This is a genomic window from Marinobacter sp., assembly GCF_033722735.1.
Lineage (GTDB): Bacteria > Pseudomonadota > Gammaproteobacteria > Pseudomonadales > Oleiphilaceae > Marinobacter.
Genome location: NZ_JAWVYN010000028.1, coordinates 16534 through 40871 on the forward strand (window position 1 = coordinate 16534; position 24338 = coordinate 40871).

The following is a 24338-nucleotide window of genomic DNA, read 5'->3' on the forward strand; positions in this document are numbered from 1 at the left end:
ATTACACCGGCATGTTCATGATGTCTTCGTAGGCCTGAACCACCCGATTACGCACCTGGGTCAGCGCTTCGAAGGAAACAGACGCTTTCTGGGAGGCGATCATCACCCGGGTGATGTCCACATTGGGTTCCCCCATGTCAAAAGCCGTACGCAGGTCACTGGAGGTCTGCTGCAACTCGTTCACGTTGTTGACCGCCTTGCTCAGCATGTCGGCGAAGCCCGGGGTTTCCTGGGTCTCCTGTACCTTCGCCGGATTGTCCACCCGGCCACGGATGGCATTGTCCTGTTCGACTCGCTGGTTCTGCATCATTTGCGAACGCAGTGTGCGAATCTCCGAGAGCACATTGTTGATGTCGGCACGCTGTACCATATCTCCCTCCAGGGCCACCGCCGGTCAAGCTGGCGGCTGAAATCGTTGGATCTGTCTCTACCCTTCCCGAAAGCAATTTCCTGGCCAAACACATATTAACTTTTATTTTCATTGGCTTATGGCCGCCCAACGTCACCTGCCCCGGCACCGTGACAAAGAATTGACGGCCACCGATCCAACCAGGGGGCGGACAAAAAAACGGCGCCCAGGGCGCCGCACGAAGGAGTTAACGAAGGAAATTCGAATCCGGACGGATTAATCCGCTCAAGCCAGGGCCAATTCGGCATCCAGGTCGATACCGGCTTCCCGCATCTGGGCCAGCTTGTAGCGCAGGGTGCGCGGGCTGATGCCGAGCTGTTCCGCCGCCCGATTCCGCCGGCCGCGCTCGCGCCGGAGCGTGTCGATAATGATCCGGAACTCCTGCTGTCGCAGGTCGTCGCCCAGGGAAGCGGGTTCCTGCGGGGCCTGGGGCTCGTCCGGCGTTTGCTGCTGGCTCACCTCCGGCACGGCGATCGCTTCTGGTGACGGCGTGGTGCCGGTCACCTGGCCGGTGATGCCCAGTTCCAGGCACAGGTCGGCGGCCCGGATGACGTTGCCCTGGTGCAACACCAGCGCGCGCTGGATGGCGTTGTCCAGCTCCCGCACGTTGCCCGGCCAGGGGTGGGCCATCAGGGCCTGCCGGGCATCCTGGGCAAAACTGAGGGCGGTCAGCTTCATCTTGCGACTGTGCTTCTTCAACAGGGCCTGGGCCAGCGGCATGATATCCAGCGGCCGGTCCCGCAGCGGCTGCCACTGCATGGGAAACACCGTGAGCCGGTAGTAGAGGTCCTCACGAAAATTGCCTTCCCTGACGTATTCGGCCAGGTCACGGTTGGTGGTGGCCACCACCCGCACATCGAGCGCGATGGTCTTGCGTCCACCGACGCGTTCCACTTCCCGCTCCTGCAGCACTCTCAGCAGCTTGGACTGCAAACCCAGTTCCATTTCGGAGATCTCATCGAGCAGGAGGGTGCCACCATTGGCCTGCTCGAATTTGCCCGGCGAGGCGGCGTGAGCCCCGGTGAAGGCCCCCTTCTCATGGCCGAACAGGATCGCTTCGAGCATGTTCTCCGGAATGGCAGCACAGTTGATCGCCACGAACGGCTGGTCGGCCCGCGGCGAATGCTGATGGATGTACCTGGCCAAAACTTCCTTGCCGGTCCCGCTCTCCCCTGAAATCATCACCGTCGAATCGCTGGCGGCCACCTTGGCAGCAAGCTGGAACATGCGTTTGCTGATGGGATCTTCCGCCACCGGCTGATCGCTGCTCCGTTTCTGATTACCGCCGACAATGCGGCCAACGGCCTCCACCAACACCTGCGGCTCAAACGGCTTGACCAGGTAGTCGGTGGCACCGGCCTGCATGGCGGAGACCGCCTGGCTGATCTGACCATAGGCGGTCATCAGCATCATCGGCAGCCCCGGATACAGACGCTGGACCTCCGCCAGCAACTCGTGACCGGACATGCCCGGCATGTTGACGTCGCTGACCACCATATCGACGGTGTCCTCCGCCAGCAGGGCCAGCGCCAGCTCGGCACTCTCGGCCTCCCTGACCCGGAATCGGGCCAGTTCCAGGGTCGTGACCAGCGCTTCCCGAAGGTCGTGATCGTCTTCAACTATCAGAATCTGCGCCCGGGCCATATCTGCCTCCGCTTATTCACTGCGTTGTTCTTGGTCTTGCTCCGCCCGTCCGGCCAGGGGCAGGCGAATGGTCGCGCAGGCACCGCCGTGTTCGGACGCCTGCAGGTTAAAGTCACCCTGGTGGGCTTTCACCACCGCCTGGACCACGGCCAGACCGAGACCGGTGCCGTGGGACTTGGTGGTGTAGAACGCCTCCATCAACTGGGACCCCTGCTCCGGCGAAAAACCGGGACCGTTATCGATCACCCGGAGCTCCAGGCGCTCTTCCACCCGCGCCAACGCCACCGTCACTTTGCTGGCGCCGGCTTCGATGCTGTTGTTCACCAGGTTGGTGCAGGCCCCAACCAGGGCCTCCCGGTTGCACAGCAGCTGCAACTCCGGCAGCTTCGCTTCCAGACGCACGTCGATACCCCGGGTCAGGTTCAGGGCATCAATCGCTCCCCGGAGCCCCTGCACCAGCGCCTCCGACGACAGTTCCTCGGCCAGCCGGGTTTCCCCCCGGGCAAAGATCAGCATATCCCGCACCTGCTGCTCGAGATGGGTCAGCCGGGACATCAGCCGGGTGGCACAGCGTTGGCGCAGCTCGGTGTCCAGCTCGTCCTGGCACAGATGCCCACCATAGAGAATGGCGGCGGACAACGGCGTGCGGATCTGGTGGGCCAGCGAGGCCACCATCTTACCCATGGCCGACAGGCGCTGGGCATGGGCCAGCTGGGCCTGTAGCTGGCGGGTTTCGGTGAGGTCGGTGAGCAGGATCAGCTGACCGGGCTGGTTTTCCATGGTCCGGATCTCGATGCTGACCCGGCGGCCGTCCCGCAGGGAGACCTCGTGGCCGTCATCCAGGCGGGGCGCGAAGCAGCGGTGAATGATGTTGACCCAACGTTCCCCTTCCAGCGGCTCCCCCAGCAGGCCAACCGCAGCTGGATTGGACTGGCTGACCACGCCCTGACTGTCCAGCACCACCACGCCGGCGGGCAGCGCGGACAGCAGGGTTGAAAGCCGGTCCGCCAGCTGCTCCTTCTCCTCCAGCTCACGCTGGCGTTGCTGACACTCCGCCGACAGCTCCCCGGACAACTGATTCACCCGGGATTCCAGCGTACGGTAGGAGTCGGTGATCTGGCGGGACATCTGGTTGAACAGTTCCAGCGCCGTTCCCACGGCCGGGTCCTCGTCCTGTTGCGGGAACAGGGCGGTAACCTTGTCGTTGGCGTCGGCTGCGGCATTGGCTGCGGCCTCGGCCTGGGCTTGGGCTTGGGCTTGGGACGGCTGAACAATAAACTGTGGCTGACTCATGATTCCCCCTAACGCAGTCCTGGCCCCGGTCATCCGGGCGGATAGGTCGTTTGAGGGGGATTAAGCCAATGTCGTGCCAGGTCAGCTTTTTTCTTTAAAAACAACAGGTAGGAATTTTACCGGCAGGATTGGCGACGACTTTTCGTCGCCAGATTCAAGCAACAGTTCCATTCCGCAGAGGCTTTGACGGGAGTTCGTCAGGCCTCTTCGGATTCGTCCTGGCGGAGGCCATACTTGCGCACCTTCTCCACCAGCGTGGTTCGACGGATCCGCAATTTTTCCGCCGCCCGGGCCACCACTCCACCGGCCTCATCCAGGGCCTGCTGGATCAACTGGCGCTCCAGGTTGGCAAGGTAATCCTTCAGGTCGATGCCGTTGACCGGAAGCAGCGCCGGCGCATCGAGCCCCACCAGCCCGGGCACGCCCGAGGGCATGCCCGTGTCTTCCACCGGCCGGTTCTCGTCGATGTCGTCGACGTAGCGGAATTTCTTGGGTAGCTCCTGCACCCCGATCACGCCATAGGGATGCATGATGGCCAGCCGTTCGACCAGGTTGGCCAGCTCGCGAACGTTGCCCGGCCAGTCGTGACGGCACAGGCTCATGATGGCGGCGGAATTCAGCCTCAGCGACCCCCGCTTCTCTTTCTCCATTCGCGAGATCAGCTCGTTGATCAGCAGCGGTATGTCTTCCACCCGATCCCGCAGCGCCGGCATCTCGATCGGGAATACGTTGAGGCGATAGTACAGATCTTCCCGGAAATCGCCGGTTTCGATCATGTCTTCAAGATTCTTGTGGGTGGCCGCGATGATCCGGACATCCGCAGTCTGGGTGCGGTTGCTGCCGATCTTCTCGAAGGTACGCTCCTGCAACACCCGCAGGATCTTCACCTGCATGTTCAGCGGCATGTCGCCGATCTCGTCAAGGAAGAGTGTGCCCCCTTCGGCCATTTCAAACCGCCCGACCCGAGCGGTAATCGCTCCGGTGAATGCGCCCTTCTCATGGCCGAAAAGCTCGCTCTCGAGGAGTTCCGCCGGGATCGCGCCACAGTTGACGGGCACGAATGGCTTATCACGTCGGGCGGAATGGTAGTGCAGATTGCGGGCAACCACTTCCTTGCCGGTCCCGGACTCCCCGGTTATCAGCACGCTGACGTCCTTATCCGCCACCTGCTCCATCAATTGGCGCACGCCCTGCACGCTGCGGCTGGTGCCAACCAGACTGCGGAACAGTTGCACACTGCGCTGCTGGCCGCGTTCACGGTTGCGGGCGAACTGGTCGCGGAACACCTGCGCCCGGTACAGCGAATCCACAAACTTGGTGTAGTTCAGGGGCCAGTCCAGCCGGGCGATAATGCGGCTGTTTTCCTGCTCGGACAGCGACTTGAGTTCCGGATTTCCGATCAGCAGTATCGGCAGGCCCGGATCGGCGGCGTACACTTCGCTGACTACTCGTTCGACGCTGTCGTCATCGCCATTGATGATGGCCACCCCCAGCTCAGCCAGCTTCTCCGGTTCACTGGCGGAGAGAAACTCCCGTGCTTGCGTATTGGTGTATACCCGGTCTTCATCAATGAATTCGAGGATGGTGCGTATGTCCCGGCAACGAGCTTCGTCCTCGCACAACACCAGCACATTATTGTTCTTGGCCATTCAGTCGGGTCTCTTGCTTTGGATAATCCGGCGAAAAGGTTCGCAACTTCCGTCGTCTTTGGCGGTATTTAAGACCCTTAGGCTGGAAGAGTCAATTTTATGACGCTTTGTCGCCGAAGATTCACTCCTAAGTGTGACCCTTATCCCGCCGGGCCATCCTGCACATTGTGGTAGGCACGAGTCGCCTGGCGGTTACGGTTGACGTCCTTCAGCGCAATCCGGGCCGCTTCCCGGGCCTGCTCGGCCCCCTCTCGGGCCTGGTTGCACAGTGACTGGAGGGTTTCGAGGCGCTCCTGAACCGCTCCGGAGTGCAAGTCGCCGCTGCGCAAATCCGCCATCACCCGGTCCACGGTCGGCTGAATCTGGCCATTCAGTTCACTGAACCGTTCCCAGTGCTCCGACACCAGGGCCCGGCGCAGTTCGTCGTTCAGGGTATCGAGTTGCTCCAGCGAAAAAGACATGACTTCCTCCAGCACAGGTACAATCGGGCCGCTTGGCTAGGACTGCTGGCGCCGAATGCCGCTCAGGGTGTTGAATGACGTTTTCCTGACAGTATCCAGGAACGCGTCCATATAGGGCGACTTGCGGTCGTCAACCCGCACAGCAGCGTATAAATCAGACCATACTCCCTCCGCCCCCAAGGGTCGAGCGGCCAGCAATCCGGAATCCATATATTCCCGCAAGGCCCAGGACGGCAAGGCCGCAACCCCGCGCTGGCTGGCCACCAGCTGGACAATCATCATGGTCATGTCCGCGGTTCGAACGTGGGCCGGCTCCAGTCCGGCAGGCCACAAGAAGTGCCGAAAGACATCGAGGCGCTCCGGATCCACCGGATAGGTGATCAGGGTTTCCCCGGCCAGGTCGTCGGCGGCCACACGGGTGTTCCTGGCCAGGGGATGGGAGGGCGCCATGGCCAGCAGTATCTCAAAACGAAACAGGGGCTCATACGTCACCCCCTCCATGGGCACCGGATCGGCCGTCACCACCAAATCCAGTTCCCCGCGGGCCAAGGCCGGCAAGGCATCCAGGTGCCAATGGCCGACAAAATCCAGTTCCACATCTGGCCAGGCCGGCCGGTAGCTATTCACCGCCGGGATCAACCACAGATAACAGCTATGGCACTCTATCGCCATATGCAGACGACCACGCTGTCCCCGCCCCAATGCCAGCAACGCCTGTTCAGCGCTGACCAGCTCCGGCAGCACCGCACTGGCGGTTGCCAACAGCCGCTCGCCGGCGGGGGTCAGGCGAAGTGGACGACTCTTGCGGATGAACAACTGGACGCCGAACCAGTCCTCCAGATCCCGGATCTGGTGAGACAACGCCGACTGGGTAACGTGGAGCTGGTCCGCCGCGCGGGTCAGGCTGCCAGTCTCCTGCAAGGCCTTGATGGTTTTCAGGTGCTTGAGGTCCAACATGAGGCAGTTTCATGCATTAAATTGATCGCATAATACTGCCTCATACTATCGGGCCGAAACAAGACCCGAAGTGTCGGTTAGCGCCGAGCAGCCCGCCGGGCGGCGGAAGCGGTGAACTCGCTGCTGCGGAAGCCCGGATCGAAGTCATACGGTGCCTGGCCTTCATCCAGCCCGTCGATGTAGTAGCGCCGCGCCTTCAGGTCATAGGTCATTTCCAGCGTGGTCCAGAACACCGGCTCACTGTAGTAACTGATGTTGTGGGCTTCCGAAACCCGCCACAGCTGGCCGTCGTTGTCGTATTCCTCGCTGGCGAGGATCTGCCAGCTGTCCTCATCCACGTAGAAGATCCGGCGGCTGTATATATGGCTGATCCCGGTTCGCAGTGTGGCTTCCACCACCCAGACCCGGTGCAGTTCGTAACGGGTGAGCGACTGGTTAATATGCCCCGGCTGGATAATCTCTTCCGAGCTGTGTTCATTCGAATGCAACTGGTAGGCATTGTAGGGCACAAAGATTTCCCGCTTGCCCTTCAGATGCCAGTCATACTGGTTCGGCGCGCCGTTATACATGTCTTTCTGGTCAACCGAACGCAACGACGAGGAGTTGGGCAGATCCGTTTCATAGGCCAGGTTGGGAGAGCGACGTAAACGACGGGATCCCGCCTGATACCGCCAGGCCAGCCTTGGGGATCGAACCTGGTCAAGGGTCTCGTGCACCAGGGTAATCGAGCCAGCCAGATTGGCCGGGGAGATGGTTTCGGTCTTGAGGTAGAAAATCTTGTTGTCGATATCCGCCAGCTCCGCCCCCGGTTTGGCGTAGGCAAAGAAATAGTCGTACTGGGTCAGAATGGGATTGAATGCACCATTCACCGCCGGTGTGGCGGAGGCGGAACGAAACGCAAGTTGTTCACCCCGGTAACGAAGAATGTGATTCCAGATTACTTCAAGACCATTTCGGGGAATGGGGAACGGGCTGGTCATGATGGTATCCCGGACGCCGTTACCATTTTCCAGCAGTTCGGCGGTCAGCGCGTTTTGCCGAAGCTTGTCATACACATGCTCCGGAAATGCCGCAGTGCGACGGGTCTGATAAACCGGCAGGAAATAATCCGGACCATAGGTTTCCAGCATGGCGACATGGCCATTGGTAAGCCGATCGCGATACTGTTCGTAGTTGTCCTGGGTGATGGTGAAAAGTGGCTGGTCGCCGGCAAAGGGGTCGGTTTCCCGCTGCCCCGGGGACCAATTGGCGGGAGGCTGTGACAAACCACCGGTCCAGGCGGGAATGGTTCCTGCGGCATTCCCCGCCCGTTCCGCCCCTACCGGCGTGAGTTCCGATCCAAGCCTGGCGGCTTCCGCTTCACTGACCTTGGCCAGGGCCTGGACGCCTCCAAGCATAGCGCTCACAGCCATCCCGACGATAACCAGGTTACGCATCCTCAATGTCCTCCCATCACAGCTGCGCTCAGATTGGCACGCCACCCCAGGCTCACCATCGCTGAACACACGCGATCATCTGTTATCTTTGAAAGTCGGCCGCTTATTTGCCTGAACGCCACCTCGCTTACAAGGATTTTTTTGTAGTTTCTTGTTAGGTAGCTATCGCAATCACCCTCCGCCCACCGTCTGTTGTAGTGGCGATTTCTTATGCCGGCGCCCTTTTTAGCTGAGGAAATTTGACGCTGAAAATGGTAGACTGACGGGGTTTCAATTTGATCGATTGGCTTTACACCGACAAAAGGCCCTCAATGTCATCCCAGTGGTTCACCCAGGTTTCCCAGAAGCTTTACCTTGCCAGGACACTGCTTAACCAACAGGAAACCAGCGACAACCCGGTGGGACGAGAGGCCGCCAATCAGGGGGCGATTGAGCTGGCGCTGCGCGCCCGAACCCTGTTGCTCGCCATGGTGGCGGAGCTCTATCAGCACAAGGGATCCACGCCCAGGACCCTGGCTGAGCTAAGCGCCCTGCTCGGTCCGGATGCGCCGGAAGCGGTCGAACTGTCGTCCCTGGCCCGGCAGTCCGGCAGCTGGTGGTCGCTGCTCGACCAGCTGGACAGCGCGCTGGCCCAGCCGCCAGCCAAGAAAAAGTCGGTGTCTGATGACAACATCATCGCGATTGTCGCGGAGTCCGGTCCGGACCGGTCGGTGGCAACCATTGAGCAAGCACTTACGGCGATGAAACAGTATGCCAATTCGCTGTCCGAACGGCACCAGGAGTGGTAGCGCCCAGCAGCTTCAGGCCCGGCAGGGCCACCACCCGCTTCACAGTATTCGTACTCAACCAGCAAGCTAAAGGCAGAGCAAATGTCACCGTCCTACTTTGAAATCGTCCAGTTGACCAATGGCGACTATGCCCTACGCCGCATCGATGATGACAGCGCACCCCTGGTGCGGATCTCGTTTTCTCCGGAAGCCCGGGACATGATGGAAGATCGGGATATGTCGGTGGCCAAGGCCATGATTGCGGCGGGCATTGAGGCCGTGGGCAATGTGACTCACGACATCGACTGGGAAGAAGACGACAACGACACGGTAGAAACCCGCCCGTCCTACACCCTGCACTGATTGTTCGAACCGCAGCCCGTCCCGGACGGCGTCCTGCCAAGAGTCATACTACCCACACCCAGCTTTGGTAACGACGCCGGCCGCTCATTGCGGCCGGAATTGACCCGCTCCAGGTAATACGCGGTGGCCATCGCGGCCAGGTAGCGGAGACGTCAGGGTGCTGGTTTCCACCAGACGGGACGCTAACGCTGCCGGAGCACCACGCCGTGGCTGTTGCCCGCAGCTGAGGCCTGCTGCAACGACTCAAAGGCCTGCCGCCCCAACTTCTCAGTCCACAACACAACGGCGTGGCAGGTTCCCGCACTGAGCGCGCGCTCAGCCAGATCCTGGGCGGTGTACTCCTCGGATGACCGCAACACCAGCAGCTCACCGGCGACAATGCCGTGCATGGTCTGCCACTTGCTCACCAACGCCTGGGGGGGATCAATCCAGGCAAGCCAGCGCTGCTCCTGGTTAAGCTGGGTCAGCATCGGTAACAGCAGCTGAAAATTCTCCACCTGCCCCTCAGGCAGGATGATTTCGGTAACGTTACCCGGGGGCTCAGCCCTGCCCCGGAGCCGCCGGTCTGCAGCCGGTCTCGCACTCCGCCCGTGGCTGTGTCGCGGGTCGGCCAAAGGGCTGGTGACCGAGACGGAACCAATCACTCGCTGTACGCCGGCGCGACCGTGACCCGTACGCTCGACGGGATGAGCACCGGCAAGACTCTGATTGAAGCTGAGCTGTTCCATCCTGATCCCCTTATTCCAACAATACGTTAACCTGGTTTCCCGCAACCGGATCAGTGCAGATCCGATCGCCGAATCACACCCACACCGAGTCCTTCGATAAACAGTTCCTGTTCCCGAAGATCCACTTCAATCGGGTCAAACTCCTCGTTCTCGGCAATCAGCAACACCTTGGCGCCGTCCCGGCGGAAGCGCTTTACGGTGACCTCCTCGCCAACCCGGGCAACCACAACCTGGCCATTATGGACATCCTGAGTGCGGTGTACCGCCAGCAGATCGCCGTCCAGGATGCCAATGTCTTTCATACTCATGCCCCGAACCCGCAGCAGGTAATCCGCCGAAGGCGAGAAGAAGTCCGGTTGCAACGTGCAGTGATCTTCGATGTGTTCCTGGGCCAGGATGGGACTGCCAGCAGCCACCTGACCAATCACCGGCAGCCCCAGATCTTCCTCCGACTCCGGCAGACGAATCCCCCGACTGGCCCCCGGTACCATTTCAATAGCGCCCTTGCGCGCGAGGGCACGGAGGTGTTCCTCCGCGGCGTTGGCCGAACGGAACCCGAGCTCCGAGGCGATTTCAGCGCGGGTCGGCGGATAACCGGTCTCATCCAGATAGCGGCGGATGATGTCCAAAACCTGGCTTTGCCGTGCGGTCAGCTTCATAGTTCAGTCCTGTTTTTTTATACAGCAACCGAAATATATACAGTGTTTTATCCAGTGTAAAGGGGGATTTTCAACCGGGCCGCTCCGTCAGTGGCCTATTCTGCAATCAGGTTGGATACTCTAAAGACTCACTGAATGGCTAGACTGACACCAGTGCTACAGGGAGGGAGAATACCGTGAACAGCCCAAGGATCTGCCATCTGCCGGACATCTGCTTTACCAGGGAACAGACCGAACGCCGGGTTGGCATTGAAATCGAGATCTCCGGCCTGGGCTATCAGCAACTGGTGCAACTGGTAGCGCAGCTGCTGGGCGGGACCGCCGTGCAGACCTCTCGTTATGTCAGCCGGGTGGAGACCGAGTATGGCAGCTTTGCCATAGAACTGGATTCCGACCCGATCAAGGACCTGGACCTACAGGACGACGACTTACCCGAAGCCATCCGCGAGCTCGGAGAGCAGGCGATGCACCTGATCGACGCCGCGGCGGAGAAAATCGTGCCGCTGGAGATCGTCACCCCGCCGATTCGCTTTACCGATCTCGAACGCATAGAATTCCTCTGTAACCAGCTGCGGGAGGCCGGCGCGCTGGGCAGCCGCGAAGCCATTTACTACGCCTTCGGCCTTCAACTGAATCCGGAGCTGCCAGACCTGCGCACCGCCACCCTGCTGCGTTACCTGCGTGCCTTTGCCTGCCTGTACGACTGGCTCAAAACCCGGCACCAGCTCGACATCAGCCGCAAACTGACTAGCTACATCGAGCCCTGGGACAACCTGTTTGTGGATCGGTTGATCGAACCGGACTACGCTCCCACCCTGAGCGAGTTGATGGTGGACTATTTGCGGGACAACCCGACGCGCAACCGGGCGCTGGACCTGCTGCCGCTGTTTGCCCACCTGAACCCGAACCTGGTGGCGGATTACACCTCAGACCATCGAATCAAAGCCCGGCCCACCCTGCACTACCGGCTGCCGGATTGCGACATCGACAACCCCCAGTGGCACTTTTCCACCGTGTGGAACGACTGGGTGGTTCTCGAACAGCTTGCCCACAACGCCGGTGACCTCGCCGAGCTGATGACGGCATTCCGTAACAGCCGGAAACTCAGCCTGCGCAACCTCACCCAAAGCTGGCCGGATACTTGCCAGCTATGGCTGCAGTCCCAAGGATATGTCTGACTCACGCCCCCCCCCGTTCCCGCATCCGGGCCTGACCATCGGCATCAGCGGCCCCAGCCGAAAGGGCCTGCCCCACCGGCTGATCAGCCTGGCCCTGGCGCTCTCCGGCGCGGGCACGATGTACATCCGTCCCGGCTCAAGGGTCAACGTGCGGCTGCTTGATGGGCTGGTGCTCTCCGGAGGGACCCACGTTCATCCGGGCCGCTATGGCCAGGAGCCGGAAGTCACCGCCCGCTACGACAGACTGCGGGACGATACCGACTGGCGCCTGTTGCGAGAAGCGGAACAGCTGGGCCTGCCAGTGCTGGGTATCTGCCGGGGCGCCCAGATACTGAATGTATTCAGGGGGGGGTCGCTGTGTCAGAACGTTGCCCCCTTGCGGGTCCATACCCGGCACCATCCGCTGCTACTGCCCCTGCAAACCGTTCGGGTGGTTCGCGACAGCCTGCTGGGTGAAATCATGCCGGCCCCGTCGATCGGCGCCAACCGGATTCACAGCCAGGCCATCAAGGTCCTCGGTCGGCACTTGCGGGTGGTAGCCATGGACAATGACCTGTTTGTTCAGGCAATTGAGAACACCCGCGGGCAATGGGTCATGGGGGTCCAATGGCACCCGGAGTACCTGCTCTATCATCCCGGCCACCGGCGTATTTTTGCCAGCTTCGTCGATGCCGCCCTGGCGCTTAAGCTGATTAGACTGGAAGGTGGAGACGCAGCACTCTCTTGATCAGCTGAATCTCCATGGCTTCATCGGGTAAGACCTGAAGATAGCGATCAGCCCACTCTCTCAGTTGCCGCCGGGTGGTCACATGACAGGGGTCCGACCCGGTCAGGCGAAAGAGGATATCCCGCTCCCGCTCAGTGAGCCGTACCTGTTGATCGTGTAAAAGCATGCCGTTGACTCAATCTCTTGCGTAAAATGACAGGTCCGACAGTCCCCCGCCTACTGTTACCGAGGCGGGTTGCCCTCCCTGACAGTACTGGCTCCGCAGGCTGCTTCCACTGCCTATTATAGGTCAAGCCATCCCTGTGCGCTCCCCGGCCGGCGCCGGGATGCGATCTGCCACCCGGTTGAGGAACGTCTGACCAACGCCGGATCGCCGCTGCCTTGCACCTGCGTGTAAGGTCCCGACATTACGGCAAAGTCGCGCCGGGTTTGTGAATGGCGCTGAGTGCCAGAGGTGATCCAGGGGCGGCTTAGAAATCCCGGGTGTAGAAGATATCCAGCGACGCCGCCAGGCCACTGGCTGCCTCCAGGTAGAAATACCGACCCAGTTCGTAGCGTAGGGCTACCGTGGAGATGGGCTCGAACAGGCCGACACCATAGCGAACACTCAGCTCGTCGGTCAGATATCCGCTGGCTACCACCGAAGCTTCCTCACCAGAGCCTTCGGTCTCCAAAATCAGCTGCTCGATGCCGATTTCCTCACCAATTTTCTGGGTGACCTTACTGGCCTGCGTGAGCCCCAGTGAAATGGCCGCCTGACTGACCTGGCCTTCGTCCCCTTCCGAGCGCAACGGGCGCCCCAGAATGACATAGGACAGCGCATCGCCCTGGGACATCGCCGGCTCGGAGAAAACCTCGGTCCGGGGCTCGGTGACCGGCCCGCTGAGCCGAAGGCCGGCCACCACGGTTTCCACCTCGCGAATGGCCTCGATATCCAGATAGGGCTCCTGAATCGGGCCAACAAACACCAGACGGGCACGCCTTAACTTTAGTTCCTGGCCGTATGCCTCAAAGGTGCCATGGGTCAGCTGGAGAACGCCCCGGGCATCGAGGTCATTGCCCAACCGGAGTGTCCCTTCCAGGTCTCCCAGCACACCGAAGCCGTCGAACGTGACCCGATCGCTTCCCACCGAGACCACCACATCCATCAGGATGGACCGCAACACAGGCTCCTCTCCACTCTCGCCCACAATCACTTCGTCCTCCGAGGGCGAAACCGCCTGCTCCGGCAGGCGGCGGATTTGCACCTGACCTCGAGGTACCGCCAGCTTACCGCTGATGCGGAGATCGCCACTGGCGAAGCGCACCGCCAGATCTGGCTCCAGCTCAACATCGGCATAGGGCTCATAGGCAAAGGGCAACCGAGAGCCGCTGATGTCCAGGGCCACGGTAGGACTCCCAGACCAGTCCAGTTCCCCCGTCACCAGACCTTCACTGCGATCATTGCTCTGCCAGCGACCGTCTACCGTGGCAGATTGCCCCCGCAGGGCGACGCCAACGGCCACCTGCTCCAGGGGAAAGGGTAATCGCTGGTCGACCAGGCTGCCCCCGCTCAGGGACAGGTCACCGAACACCTGCGGGGCCACCAGGGGGCCAGACAGGCGCCCACGGCCTTCCAGCCGCCCACTCACCGCCTCCAGATCCAGCAGTGGGCCGAGCAGGGTCAAGTCGAGCCCCCGCAGGTCAAACTGCCCGTCCATGGGATAGTCCCGCTCGGTGGGGTCGACGCTGACTCGGGTGTGAAACTGCCCGATGCGCGGCCCGGTCAGTTCCAGGGTTACGGTCGCGTCACTCGCGGCCAGGGTGACATCGGCGGACAGGGTCTGGTAGTCCAGGGCGTGCCATTCATCCACCAGATAGACATCGAACTGCCCCTGGTCGGCGCGAAGCCGGAGCACCCCATCCGGCCCCTGATCGGACATGGTCAGGGCCAACTGGCCATTGAGCTGCGATTGCCAGCGCAGGGTGTCCGGCAACAGCGGGGCCAGGGCTTCGGTGGGGAACTCACGCAACTGATAGCTGATCGCCAGATCCGGCAGCAACGCCTGGTTGTCCGCGCACACGGTGCTCTGCTGCCAACGCCAGCAGTGGGCGCCAAGGGTCAGGCTGCCATCCGGTCCGTAGTCGATGGCGATGGGTTGCTCGAGTACCCATTGCTGCTGTTGTTCCGGCAGCGCCAGTTCGCCCTCGCTGAGCTGACCGCGCCAGCCGTTTTGCCAGCCCCCGGATGCCACCAGCCGGGTGATCAGTTCCCGCTGGCGGGTTCGCAGGGTCAACACATGTTGCGCCAGGCTCCCCCCCAGCTCTGCCGTGACCTGATCCAGGGATTGCCCGGCCACCGCCAGCGCTTGCCCCTCTGCCCTGGCCTGCAGGGACTGACCATCGGTCAGACTGGCGGACACTGACAGCGCCTCCAGGGCCAATGCATCCTGCCAGGCCAGCCCGGCCCCGTTCAGCTGCAAGTTACCATCCAGGGCCTCCGGCGTGCCGCTGGCGCTGAGCCTGGCGGACAGGGTTCCGGCCAGCCCCGGCAGCAGCACCGCCGGATCGGGGACCTCCAACTCGAACAGGGCCGAGACCTGGCGGCCCCACTGACCTTCGGCCCGGAGACGATTCGGACCAACACTCAGGGACGATTCGGAGACCGTCCAGCGACCGCCCTCGGCGAGAATACTGCCTGCGCTGCTGGCATCCTGTTGCTGCCAGCGGCCCGCCAGCCGCCAGTCGGCTTTCAGCTGCAGGTCACCCTCCCGCAGGCGTCCGGTGGTGGTGACATTGCCGTTCAGTCGGGCCTGAAGCCACGGCGCCCAATAGCCGGGGTCGAACCGGTCCAGCGCCAGCTGGGCTTCCCACGCCAGCTCGTCCGCGTAGCTTACCCTGGCATCGCCCCGGGCCAGGCCGCCACCGGTGGTCAGTTTCAGCCGTTGCAGCCGTACCGATTCCAGGTCCCCCTCGGCTCGGCCGGCCAACGAGGCATCGCCAAGCGGCCCGGAAACCGAGGCCGAGAACTGGGCCCGGTAATCGCCCTGATCGTACCGGCCCTCGGCGCTGAAAGTCTTCAGGACAACCTCGGGGGGCGCGACATCCGGCAACAGGGTGTGCCAGGGAAACTGTTGCAGCTCGACGGCCGCCGTGGCCGCCATGCCCGCTTCCCAGGAAAGGTCGCCGTTAACCGCCAGCAGGCCTTCGCCTCGACCGTCAGCTGCCGCCGTCTGCATCCGAAGCTGCAAACGCTCTGCTCCGGCGGTGGTGAGCACCCCGTCCAGGGTGGTGGACACCTCCCCGGCGGTGCCCGGTAAGCTTGCCCGGGAGTGGGTCTTGAAGCCGTCCGCCAGGCTCCCTTCCAGGGTCACCATCCAGTCCTTCAGGGTGAGAGTCTCCGGCAAGGTGTCCAGGGCCAGAAAGTGGGGCGATGTAAGCTTGATTCGCGCCGGCAGGCCGGACGTCAGGGGCTGGGTTCGGCCCTGAATGGCCGCGTCCAGGTAACCCGCACTCCGACCAGATACCCGCAGGTCGGCGACGCTGCCCGCCAGTTCCAGGCCCACTCGCCAGCGATCGCCGTAGGGTGGCGGCAGCTCAGCCTCCACCGTCAGATTAACCGGCCAGTCTCCCCGGCTTTCCACTCGGCCCCGGGCCGTCACGCTGATGTCCTCCAAGCGGTAGGACAGCCGCTCCAGTACCCAGGCAGGCCCGCTTCCCGAGGCCACCAATTGGGCGTTGGTCCAGACCGGGCTGCCGTTGAACGACATCGGGCCCAGATCGACGTCACCAAGGGACAGCGCCAGGGGCAACTCCACGACTGGTAGCGTGAGATCCGCGGCGTCCTCGTCGCCGTTGCCGGGTTGAACCGTCAGGTCGATTGCCTCGGCATGCAGGACATCCACGCACAACCGTTTTTCGAACAGGCAACTGGGTGACCAGTCCAAAAGAGGCTCCTTTACCTCCAGCTCAACACCGTAGCCATGCCAGCGTAGCCACTGTGCCTGCCACTGGCCCAGCAATGTGCCCTGGTCACCGCTTACCTGCAGACCGGGAATCTGCTCGATGACCCAACGGGTGCCGGTATCCGACCGCAACGCCAGTATGAGGACGGATACCAGCAGCGTCAGCACCAGCACGACGATCAGCAGCGCGGCCCCGGCCCACCTGAGCCAATGGATTGGACGTCTCATAGTTCCGGCCCCATGGAGAAGTGGACCCGCCATTCACCACCGAATTCCGGATCAAGCCCCTTGGCGATGTCCAGACGCAGGGGGCCCACCGGGCTCACCCAACGCACCCCGATTCCCGCGCCACTGGCCAGCGGGTCGAACACCTCGTCGATGGCGTTGCCCCGATCATAGAACACCGCCGCGCGCCATTTTTTGAACAGAGAGTACTGGTACTCCAGGCTGCCCACCAGTAGGTAGCGGCCGCCGACCTGGGAACCGTCACTGTCCTGGGGTGAGAGCGTCTCGTAGCCGTAGCCGCGCACGCTCTGGTCCCCCCCGGCAAAGAAACGCAGAGACGGTGGCACATCGTCGAAGCTGTTGGTGGCGACCCCGCCGAACTGGAACCGGCCCAGGAATCGGTGTTTGTCAGCGACCGTGATCAAGCCCTTGAGCAGGACACCGACATGCAGGATATCGGCATCGGACAGGGCAGCACGGTGGGCCCCGGTGACGTCAAACTGGAGGCGGTAGCCCCGGGAGGGATCCAGGGGCGAATCCGCCCTCAGCTTGGAGTAGCCCGCCCCGGGCAGGAACAGGGAACTGGTGACGGTGCGGCCGTGACTGATGTTGAAACGTTCCCCCTCCCACCGCATCGACAGGATCTGCAGCCAGCCATTGTCTAGCTCGTGCTGCCACTGCTGGCCCAGGGTCAGCCGCTCCGACTCCACGTCTTCGATGTCTTCTCGCTGATACCCCGCACTCAACCGGATGAGGTCCGTCATGGGCGGATCCAGCGGTAACTCATACCAGGTGCTCAGGCTTTGCCGAGGCCCCGACAGTTCGGTTTCGGCGCCCCGCCGATGGCCCATCTCGTTGATCCAGTGTTCACGCCAGGTGCCCCTGAAACGCGGCCCGACGTCGGTGGAGAAGCCAATGCCGGTGGACACCGAGCGTGGGTCCCGGACGCGCAGCCGAACCTTGACGGGAATGACCCCTTGCTGGGCATCGGCCGGATTGGCATCGACCAGCACCTCGCGAAAATACCCGCTGTTGGACAGGTCACTGTTGAGCGCGGCAACCTTGTCGGCGTGGTATTCCTCGCCCGGCGTGAGGGTGACAAACTGCCGTAACAGCGGCTCGCCGATCTGAGTATCCCCCCGGAACTGGACCTCGCCCAGGCGGTAGCGCTCGCCACTGTCAAACACCAGCTCGATGTCAGCCATCCGCTGGTCCGGATCCACCGCCAACCGCCGGGTGGCAAACTGGCCATCAAAGTAGCCCAGTCGCAGGGCGCGATTGCGAATGGTCTGGCGCAGGGCGTCGTAATGGCCGTGATTGAGCACATCGCCGACCGCCGGTTTCTCCGGCAGCACTGGCAAGAACGCCGGGTCGTCATCGGCAGGTCCATTGATCGTCACTGACACCGAGCGAATGCGGACCGGCGCCCCCGGGGTAACCCTGAGCAGCACCGTCGGCAGTTCCGCCTCCAGCATCTCCCACTCGATCTCGGGCTGGTAGTACCCCAATGCCCGCAGGGCATCCATCACCTGCCGCTCCGCCGTGGGGATGTAACGGCGCAGACGCTGTTCACTGCGGCCTTCAACCTTGCCGATAAAGGCCTCGGCATTGGCCTGCAGGTCCGGGTAATCCCCGAGCACCTCGACCTCCACCTGCTGGGCATGCCCCACACTGGCTATCAGCCAAAGCAACGCCGGCAGGAGTGACCTGAACTTCCCTGGCATTGACAGCATCAGGCGGTGTGACCGTTCAGCACCCCATGGTAGATGGCAAAGAAATGACAGGAGCTGCCACCAACCACAAACAGGTGCCAGATAGCGTGGTTATAGGGAATTTTCTTGATCAGGTAAAACACCACCCCCAGGGTGTAGGTCAGGCCACCGGCCACCACCAGCCACAGACCCAGTGGATTGACACTGGCGGCCAGCTCGGTGGATGCCACCACCACCAGCCAGCCCATCAACAGGTAAATGGTAATCTGCAATGGCTTGAACCGGTGGCCAAACACCAGCTTGAGGATAATTCCCGCCACCGCCAGCCCCCAGATGATGGCGAACAGGGTCCAGCCAATGCCGTCGCGCATGTTCACTAGCAGGAAGGGCGTGTAGGTGCCGGCGATCAGCAGGAAAATGGCGCAGTGGTCGAGCATCTTGAAGACCTTCCGCACTTCATAACGGCGGGCGGAATGGTACAGGGTGGAGGCAAGGAACAGCAGCGTCATGCTGGTGCCATAGATGCTGAAACTGACGATCTTCCAGACGTCCTGCAGCTTCGCCGCCATGATCAGCAGCACCACCATCCCGGCGACACTGGCCAGGGCCGCCAAGCCATGAGTTATCTGGTTCAACCACTCTTCCACCTTCGGGTATGGCTCAAACGAAACCGGTTGCGACACGCTTTGTCTCCTTCCCACTCAACGCTTGGTGCCTGCACGACATCCAGACTCAGACTGTGAGTGTAACGTTTGCCGGGCCAGTTAGGGAGCCTCCGAATCACTCCGAATCGCCTCGGCGTGCTCTGAAGGCTGTCGCGGCAATTGATGCGGCACACCAACGCAGCCTTCAGAGCCATCCAGGAAGGCATCAGCGGCTCCCTAAGCGACTCTGCCATTAGCCAGGATTGACCCGGCTGCCCCGGGCCCATGCCGGTTATGCCAATGGCGACTCCGGTCCAGCGTCACATGATCCGTAGACAACCTCACAATAAGAACACAAGGAGTCGATCAATGACCCGAGACCCGATAGGCCTTGCCCTGTCCGCCATGAACCGGCTGGCCGCCAGCCCCTGGCTGGACCGCCTGGGGATGCGCAGTCCGGTGGAGAAAGTCGCCTACCAGGGCACCCGAGCCGGATTTCGTACCCTGGCCCTTGCCACCCGCGAGTACAAACGCGTCACCGGCTGGCTCCCCAAGAAACGACTGCCCACACAAACCGCTCGCGATCTGTTTGACCTGAACCTGGACCAGGACCAGCAGTTGATCGTCGACAACCTGCACCGCCTGGCCCAGGACCGACTGCGCGCGGCGGCCGCCAGTGCCGATGAAGCCTCGGCGATGCCGGCGGAGGTGTTCGAGGACGCCGCCGCCCTGGGGCTGACCCTCTACGCCGTTCCCGAGGCGTTTGGCGGCGTGGCCGAGCGTCAGTCACCGGTGACCAGCGTGTTGATCGCGGAGCAATTGGCCTGGGGTGACATGGGCCTGGCCACGGCATTGCTGGCTCCCTTCAGCTTCGCCCAGGCCATCAGCCAGTGGGGCACGGGCGAGCAGCAGGCCCAGTACCTGCCAGCCTTCTGCGAGGACACCCCTCCGGTAGCCACCATCGCAGTGGATGAACCCACGCCGTTGTTCGATCCCCTGTCGCTGCAAACCCGGGCCACCCGCACCCGTGATGGCTACCGGCTGTCCGGCATCAAGAACGGCGTGGTGCTGGGCGACGTCAGCGAGCTGATGCTGGTGGCGGCCGAGCTGGATGGAATGCCACGGCTGTTCGTGCTCCCCGGCGACGCCGAGGGCCTGCACAAACGCCCCGATCCGGGGATGGGATTAAGGGCGACGCAACTGACCCGCCTGGAACTGCGGGACGTCCAGCTACCGGACCATGCCCTCCTGGGGGATGAAGACTTCGACTACCAGGCCTTTCTCAACCGCGCCACCCTGATGCGCTGCGGCCTGGCCATTGGTACCGCCCAGGCCACACTGGATTACGTCATCCCCTACTGCAACGAACGTCAGGCCTTTGGCGAGCCCATCAGCCATCGACAATCCGTCGCCTTCATGATCAGCAACATGGCCATCGAGATCGACAGCATGCGGCTGATGGCCTGGCGTGCCGCCAGCCGCGCGGAAACCGGTCTGGATTGGCATCGGGAGGCCTGCCTGGCCCGCATACTCTGCAACGACAAGGCCATGGAAGTCGGCACCAACGGAATTCAGCTGCTCGGCGGCCACGGCTTCGTCAAGGAGCACCCGGTGGAGCGCTGGTACCGGGACCTGCGGTCGGTTTCCGTTCATTTCGGCGGCGTGCACGCCTAAGGAGAGTTTTAGTATGTACCTGGAAATCCCCCGCAAATTTGGTCCTATCATCCACCAGGCCCAGCAGGTCGCCCGTGAGGTCTTCCGCCCGATCTCCCGCAAATACGACCGGGCCGAGCACACCTACCCCAAGGAGCTGGACATGTTCGCCCACGTGGTGGACGGCATGAATGCCGGGGCCGGTGAACATGGCGCTGCCGGGGCCGCTAAACTGTCCCGCTCCGGCAACGGCAACGGCAGTGGCAACCGCAATGGCACCAACATGAATACCGTGCTCAGCCTCACCGAGGTGTGCTGGGGCGACGTGGGACTGGCGCTGTCGATTCCCCGCCAGGGGCTGGGCAATTCCGCCATCGCCGCGGTGGCTAACGAGGAGCAGTTGGCCCGCTTCGGCGACACCTGGGCCGCCATGGCCATCACCGAACCCTCCGCCGGTTCCGACAGCGCCGCCATCCGCACCACCGCCACCGAGGACGGCGACCATTACGTCATCAATGGCGAGAAAATCTTCGTCACTGCCGGCGACCGGGCCGATGCGGTGGTGGTGTGGGCCAGCCTGGATCGAAGCCTGGGCCGGGCCGCCATCAAGTCGTTTGTGGTGGAGAAAGGCACTCCGGGCATGACGGTGGAGCGGCTGGAAAAGAAGCTGGGCATTCGCGCCTCCGACACCGCCACCATCCGCTTTGAGAACTGCCGGGTTCCTAAGGAGAACTTGCTGGGCGACCCCAGCGTGGACAAAGGCTTTGCCGGCGCCATGCAGACGTTCGACAACACCCGGCCAGTGGTCGCCGCGATGGCCATTGGCGTTGCCCGCGCCGCACTGGAGAAGACCCGGGAACTGCTGGCCGAGGGCGGACACGGCAGCCGCTACGCCGCCCAGCCCTGGACCCTGCCGGCCGCCGACCGGGAACTGCAGCTGCTGGAGGCCGAACTGGAGGCCGCTCGCCTGCTCACCCTGCGGGCTGCCTGGATGGCGGACAACGGCCAGCCCAACTCCAAGGAGGCCTCCATGGCCAAGGCCAAGGCCGGTCGGGTGGCGAACACCATCACCCTGCGCTGCGTGGAACTGTGCGGTAGCTTGGGCTATGGCGAAACCGAGTTGCTGGAAAAATGGGCGCGGGACTCGAAAATTCTGGACATCTTTGAGGGTACCCAGCAAATTCAACTGCTTATCATAGCCCGTCGGTTGCTGGGCAAGTCGTCCGCCGAGCTCAAATAGGCTAAGCTGACGCCCCTTGAAATGGAGGGCGGACCTGTTGCCATCGATTCATCGGGGGCAGCAGTCGGACCGGGCTGGCGTTCCAGCCGGCCTGGCCTGACCCAATCTCCGCAGTTTCCCGGCTACCCGTTTAAGGCGTCTTCATGCTCAACATCAACAGGGAGAACCTGAAAGCCAGCCATCAGCTGATCTGGTTTGCCATCGACTTTGTCATGCTCGGTTTGCTGATTCTCAACCTGGCACTGATCATTTTCGATTCGATCTACGGTTTCATCGCCGTCCAGGACCTGCTGGCCGTTCATGCCGCCGGCTTCCACGAGCTCTACCAGCCGGTGCATGAGAACTTCATTTTTTACGATCTGCTGTTTGTGGCAGTGTTCCTGACCGAGTTTTTCCTGCGCTGGGGCTACGCCATTCGAGCCCAGGTCTACGATCGCTGGTATTTCTACCCGTTTATTCACTGGTACGACCTGGTCGGCTGCATTCCCGTGGGCAGCCTGCGCTTCTTGCGGGTACTGAGGATCATCTCCATCATTTACCGGCTGCACCAGTACAAGATCATCGACATCACCCAGTCGCGGCTTTACCAGTTCTTCAATTTTTATTATGAGGCGTTTATGGAGGAACTGTCTGACCGCATTGTGATCAAGGTCTTATCCGGGGTACAAACCGAGGTTGGGCGGGGCTCGCCCCTGTTCGATCGCGTCCAGCACGAGATCCTCTACCCCCGCAAGGCCATGCTCACTGACTGGCTGTCCGAGCGAGTCTCCCAGGCGGCCAGCGAGGGCTACATGCCCAAGCGGGGCGAATTGAGGGTCTACCTCGAAGAACGTGTCGACGCCGCCCTAAAACAGAACCTTGAGCTGTCACGCCTGCGGTACCTCCCCGTGGTGGGTCCCACCATCCAGGAAACCCTCGAAGAGGCCGTCGGCGACATCGTTGCCAACGTGATCCACCAGATCCTGGAAGACCTGGCCTCGTCCACCAACCATGCCTTTATCGAAGACATCGTGGATGTGTTCCTGCCCGCCCCGGAGCTGGCACCGTCCCCCTCGCGGAAGCAGAACGAGGCGCTGATCTCGCTCATCCACGACATCATCGAAGCCATCAAGGCCCAGGTCCGCGTCAAACACTGGCGCTCCGACCTCAAAGAACGCAAGGATATCCCGTGACCGACACTCCCCTGTACTACCGTCCGGCGCATCAACTGCTGGCCGACCTCAAGGCCGGCACCCTGTCCAGCGTGGATGTCACCCGAGCCTTCCTGGACCGGATTGCCGAACACAACGATTCGGTCAATGCCGTCGTGCACCTGGACGAAGACGCCGCCATGAAGGGCGCCAGGACCGCCGACGAACAGCGGGCTTCCGGCGCTGCTCCCGGCCCGCTTCACGGCCTGCCCGTCACCCTCAAGGACACCTGGGAAGTGGCGGAGATGACCTGCACCGCCGGCGCCCCCGCGCTCAAGCACCATGTGCCCCGACGCTCTGCCGACGTCGTCGAGCGGCTGGTGGCCGCCGGCGCCATAGTGGTGGGTAAGACCAACGTGCCGCTGTATGCCTCCGATGTGCAGAGTTACAACAAGCTGTTCGGCGTCACCAACAACCCCTACGACAACGCCCACACCCCCGGTGGCTCGTCCGGCGGTGCCGCCGCAGCCTTGGCCGCGGGCATGACGCCGCTGGAGATCGGCAGCGACCTGGCCGGCTCCATCCGCACGCCGGCGCACTTCTGCGGCGTATTCGGCCACAAGCCCTCCCGGGGTCTGGTGTCGTTCCGTGGCCACATACCGGGGCCCCCGGGCACCATGGGCCAGCCAGACCTTGCCGAAGGCGGGCCGCTGGCGCGCACCGCCCAGGACCTGGAACTCCTGCTGGGCGTCATCGCCGGTCCCACCGCCCCGGACAGCCGCTGCTGGCAACTGGCCATGGAACCGTCCGGTTTAACCGAACTGAGCGAGGCCCGGGTCGGACTCTGGCTGGACGATCCCCGCTGCCCCATCAACGCGGAACTGAGCCGGGGCTACCGCGACCTGGGTGAAAAACTGACCCAGTCCGGTGCCCAGGTTGCCCAGGCCCGGCATCCGCTGCTGAGCCTGGATCGGATCATGCCGGTCTACTTCAACCTGCTGGGCAGCCTGTTGAGCACTTCCTTTAAGCCCGGCCAACGCCGTCAGCTGCTGTGGATCAGCCGCCTCGACAAGGTACTGCGCCACTTTGTGCCGATGACCGCTGGCGTTGGCCAATACGGCCGGGGCGTCAACCAGCCCATTCACCAGTGGATCCAGTGGCACGAAACCCGGGAAAAGATGCGCGCCCAGATTGAGACCCTGTTCGAGCATCACGATGTCCTGTTAACGCCGGTGACCCCAACCACCGCCATCCCCCACGACCTGAGTCAGCCGATGTTCAAACGACGGGTGTCGGTGGACGGCAAAACCCGCTCCTACCTGGACCAGTTCTGCTGGATCGCCCTGGCCACCCTCCTCGGCCTGCCCGCCACCTCGGTCCCGGTAGGACGCACCGCCAAGGGCCTGCCTTACAACATCCAGGTGATCGGCGCGCCGGGCAAGGATCTGACCACCATCCGCTTCGCGCAGCTGTTGGAGGAACGGGGATTGGCGGGATTCCGGGTGCCGGAGGGGTTCTA

The 24338-nt window shown here is 62.5% G+C and carries 20 protein-coding genes; 8 read left to right on the forward strand and 12 right to left on the reverse strand.

What is annotated here, in order from left to right:
- Position 1: 1 nt before the first annotated feature.
- The 7 genes from fliE to R3175_RS16155 all read right to left on the reverse strand — a co-directional run bounded on the left by fliE (position 2) and on the right by R3175_RS16155 (position 7849).
- Positions 2-370 carry a flagellar hook-basal body complex protein FliE gene (gene fliE, locus R3175_RS16125; protein ID WP_318945355.1) on the reverse strand — a complete coding sequence of 123 codons (369 nt, stop codon included), beginning with the start codon at positions 368-370 and terminating at the stop codon, positions 2-4.
- A gap of 264 nt (positions 371-634) precedes the next feature.
- Positions 635-2053 (reverse strand): sigma-54 dependent transcriptional regulator, encoded by a 1419-nt coding sequence (locus R3175_RS16130; RefSeq protein ID WP_318945356.1) that lies wholly within the window; start codon positions 2051-2053, stop codon positions 635-637.
- 12 nt (positions 2054-2065) lie between these two features.
- A complete protein-coding gene (locus R3175_RS16135) occupies positions 2066-3346 on the reverse strand; it encodes a sensor histidine kinase (protein WP_318945357.1) in 1281 nt (426 codons plus the stop codon).
- 197 nt (positions 3347-3543) lie between these two features.
- Positions 3544-4995 carry a sigma-54 dependent transcriptional regulator gene (locus tag R3175_RS16140; protein WP_318945358.1) on the reverse strand — a complete coding sequence of 484 codons (1452 nt, stop codon included), beginning with the start codon at positions 4993-4995 and terminating at the stop codon, positions 3544-3546.
- Between the two features lie 140 nt (positions 4996-5135).
- A complete protein-coding gene (locus R3175_RS16145; RefSeq protein WP_318945359.1) occupies positions 5136-5456 on the reverse strand; it encodes an SOS cell division inhibitor in 321 nt (106 codons plus the stop codon).
- 36 nt (positions 5457-5492) lie between these two features.
- Positions 5493-6413: a LysR family transcriptional regulator gene (locus R3175_RS16150; RefSeq protein ID WP_318945360.1), complete on the reverse strand. Its 921-nt coding sequence runs from the start codon at positions 6411-6413 to the stop codon at positions 5493-5495.
- A gap of 77 nt (positions 6414-6490) precedes the next feature.
- Complete coding sequence (locus R3175_RS16155; protein ID WP_318945361.1) at positions 6491-7849, reverse strand: DUF1329 domain-containing protein; 1359 nt, start codon at positions 7847-7849, stop codon at positions 6491-6493.
- A 311-nt stretch (positions 7850-8160) separates the two neighbouring features.
- On the opposite strand from R3175_RS16155, the gene R3175_RS16160 reads away from it, so the two are divergent.
- Both R3175_RS16160 and R3175_RS16165 read left to right on the forward strand, forming a co-directional pair.
- The gene (locus R3175_RS16160) at positions 8161-8637 is read left to right on the forward strand and encodes a DUF6586 family protein (RefSeq protein WP_318945362.1); all 477 of its coding nucleotides are present in this window, start codon (positions 8161-8163) and stop codon (positions 8635-8637) included.
- Positions 8638-8718: 81 nt separating this feature from the next.
- Positions 8719-8979, forward strand: a complete 261-nt coding sequence (locus R3175_RS16165) for a hypothetical protein (protein ID WP_318945363.1) — start codon at positions 8719-8721, stop codon at positions 8977-8979.
- A 182-nt stretch (positions 8980-9161) separates the two neighbouring features.
- Here R3175_RS16165 and R3175_RS16170 read toward each other — a convergent pair whose 3' ends face one another.
- Together R3175_RS16170 and lexA are read right to left on the reverse strand one after the other, a co-directional pair.
- Positions 9162-9707 (reverse strand): cell division inhibitor SulA, encoded by a 546-nt coding sequence (locus tag R3175_RS16170; RefSeq protein ID WP_318945364.1) that lies wholly within the window; start codon positions 9705-9707, stop codon positions 9162-9164.
- A 50-nt stretch (positions 9708-9757) separates the two neighbouring features.
- Positions 9758-10366 (reverse strand): transcriptional repressor LexA, encoded by a 609-nt coding sequence (gene lexA / locus R3175_RS16175; RefSeq protein WP_318945365.1) that lies wholly within the window; start codon positions 10364-10366, stop codon positions 9758-9760.
- 176 nt (positions 10367-10542) lie between these two features.
- On the opposite strand from lexA, the gene R3175_RS16180 reads away from it, so the two are divergent.
- Complete coding sequence (locus tag R3175_RS16180) at positions 10543-11544, forward strand: amidoligase family protein (RefSeq protein ID WP_318945366.1); 1002 nt, start codon at positions 10543-10545, stop codon at positions 11542-11544.
- Positions 11537-12271, forward strand: a complete 735-nt coding sequence (locus tag R3175_RS16185; protein ID WP_318945367.1) for a type 1 glutamine amidotransferase — start codon at positions 11537-11539, stop codon at positions 12269-12271. Before R3175_RS16180 ends, R3175_RS16185 begins: the two co-directional genes overlap by 8 nt.
- 470 nt (positions 12272-12741) lie before the next feature.
- Here R3175_RS16185 and R3175_RS16190 read toward each other — a convergent pair whose 3' ends face one another.
- Genes R3175_RS16190 through trhA form a run of 3 tightly spaced genes read right to left on the reverse strand, consistent with a single transcriptional unit; the run spans position 12742 to position 18835 of the window.
- Positions 12742-16443, reverse strand: coding sequence for a translocation/assembly module TamB domain-containing protein (locus R3175_RS16190; RefSeq protein WP_318945368.1), 3702 nt, complete (start codon positions 16441-16443; stop codon positions 12742-12744).
- Positions 16440-18164 carry an autotransporter assembly complex family protein gene (locus tag R3175_RS16195; protein ID WP_318945369.1) on the reverse strand — a complete coding sequence of 575 codons (1725 nt, stop codon included), beginning with the start codon at positions 18162-18164 and terminating at the stop codon, positions 16440-16442. The genes R3175_RS16190 and R3175_RS16195 overlap by 4 nt, the downstream gene beginning before the upstream one ends.
- Before the next feature lie 8 nt (positions 18165-18172).
- Positions 18173-18835 carry a PAQR family membrane homeostasis protein TrhA gene (gene trhA / locus R3175_RS16200; RefSeq protein ID WP_318945370.1) on the reverse strand — a complete coding sequence of 221 codons (663 nt, stop codon included), beginning with the start codon at positions 18833-18835 and terminating at the stop codon, positions 18173-18175.
- A gap of 330 nt (positions 18836-19165) precedes the next feature.
- Here trhA and R3175_RS16205 point away from each other — a divergent pair, with 330 nt between their 5' ends.
- From R3175_RS16205 to R3175_RS16220, 4 genes are all read left to right on the forward strand, one after another.
- Positions 19166-20470: an acyl-CoA dehydrogenase family protein gene (locus tag R3175_RS16205; RefSeq protein WP_318945371.1), complete on the forward strand. Its 1305-nt coding sequence runs from the start codon at positions 19166-19168 to the stop codon at positions 20468-20470.
- 13 nt (positions 20471-20483) lie between these two features.
- The gene (locus tag R3175_RS16210) at positions 20484-21689 is read left to right on the forward strand and encodes an acyl-CoA dehydrogenase family protein (RefSeq protein ID WP_318945372.1); all 1206 of its coding nucleotides are present in this window, start codon (positions 20484-20486) and stop codon (positions 21687-21689) included.
- A 143-nt stretch (positions 21690-21832) separates the two neighbouring features.
- Positions 21833-22861 carry a hypothetical protein gene (locus R3175_RS16215; protein ID WP_318945373.1) on the forward strand — a complete coding sequence of 343 codons (1029 nt, stop codon included), beginning with the start codon at positions 21833-21835 and terminating at the stop codon, positions 22859-22861.
- A partial coding sequence (locus R3175_RS16220) for an amidase (RefSeq protein WP_318945374.1) occupies positions 22858-24338 on the forward strand: 1481 nt, incomplete at its 3' end. The genes R3175_RS16215 and R3175_RS16220, both read left to right, overlap by 4 nt.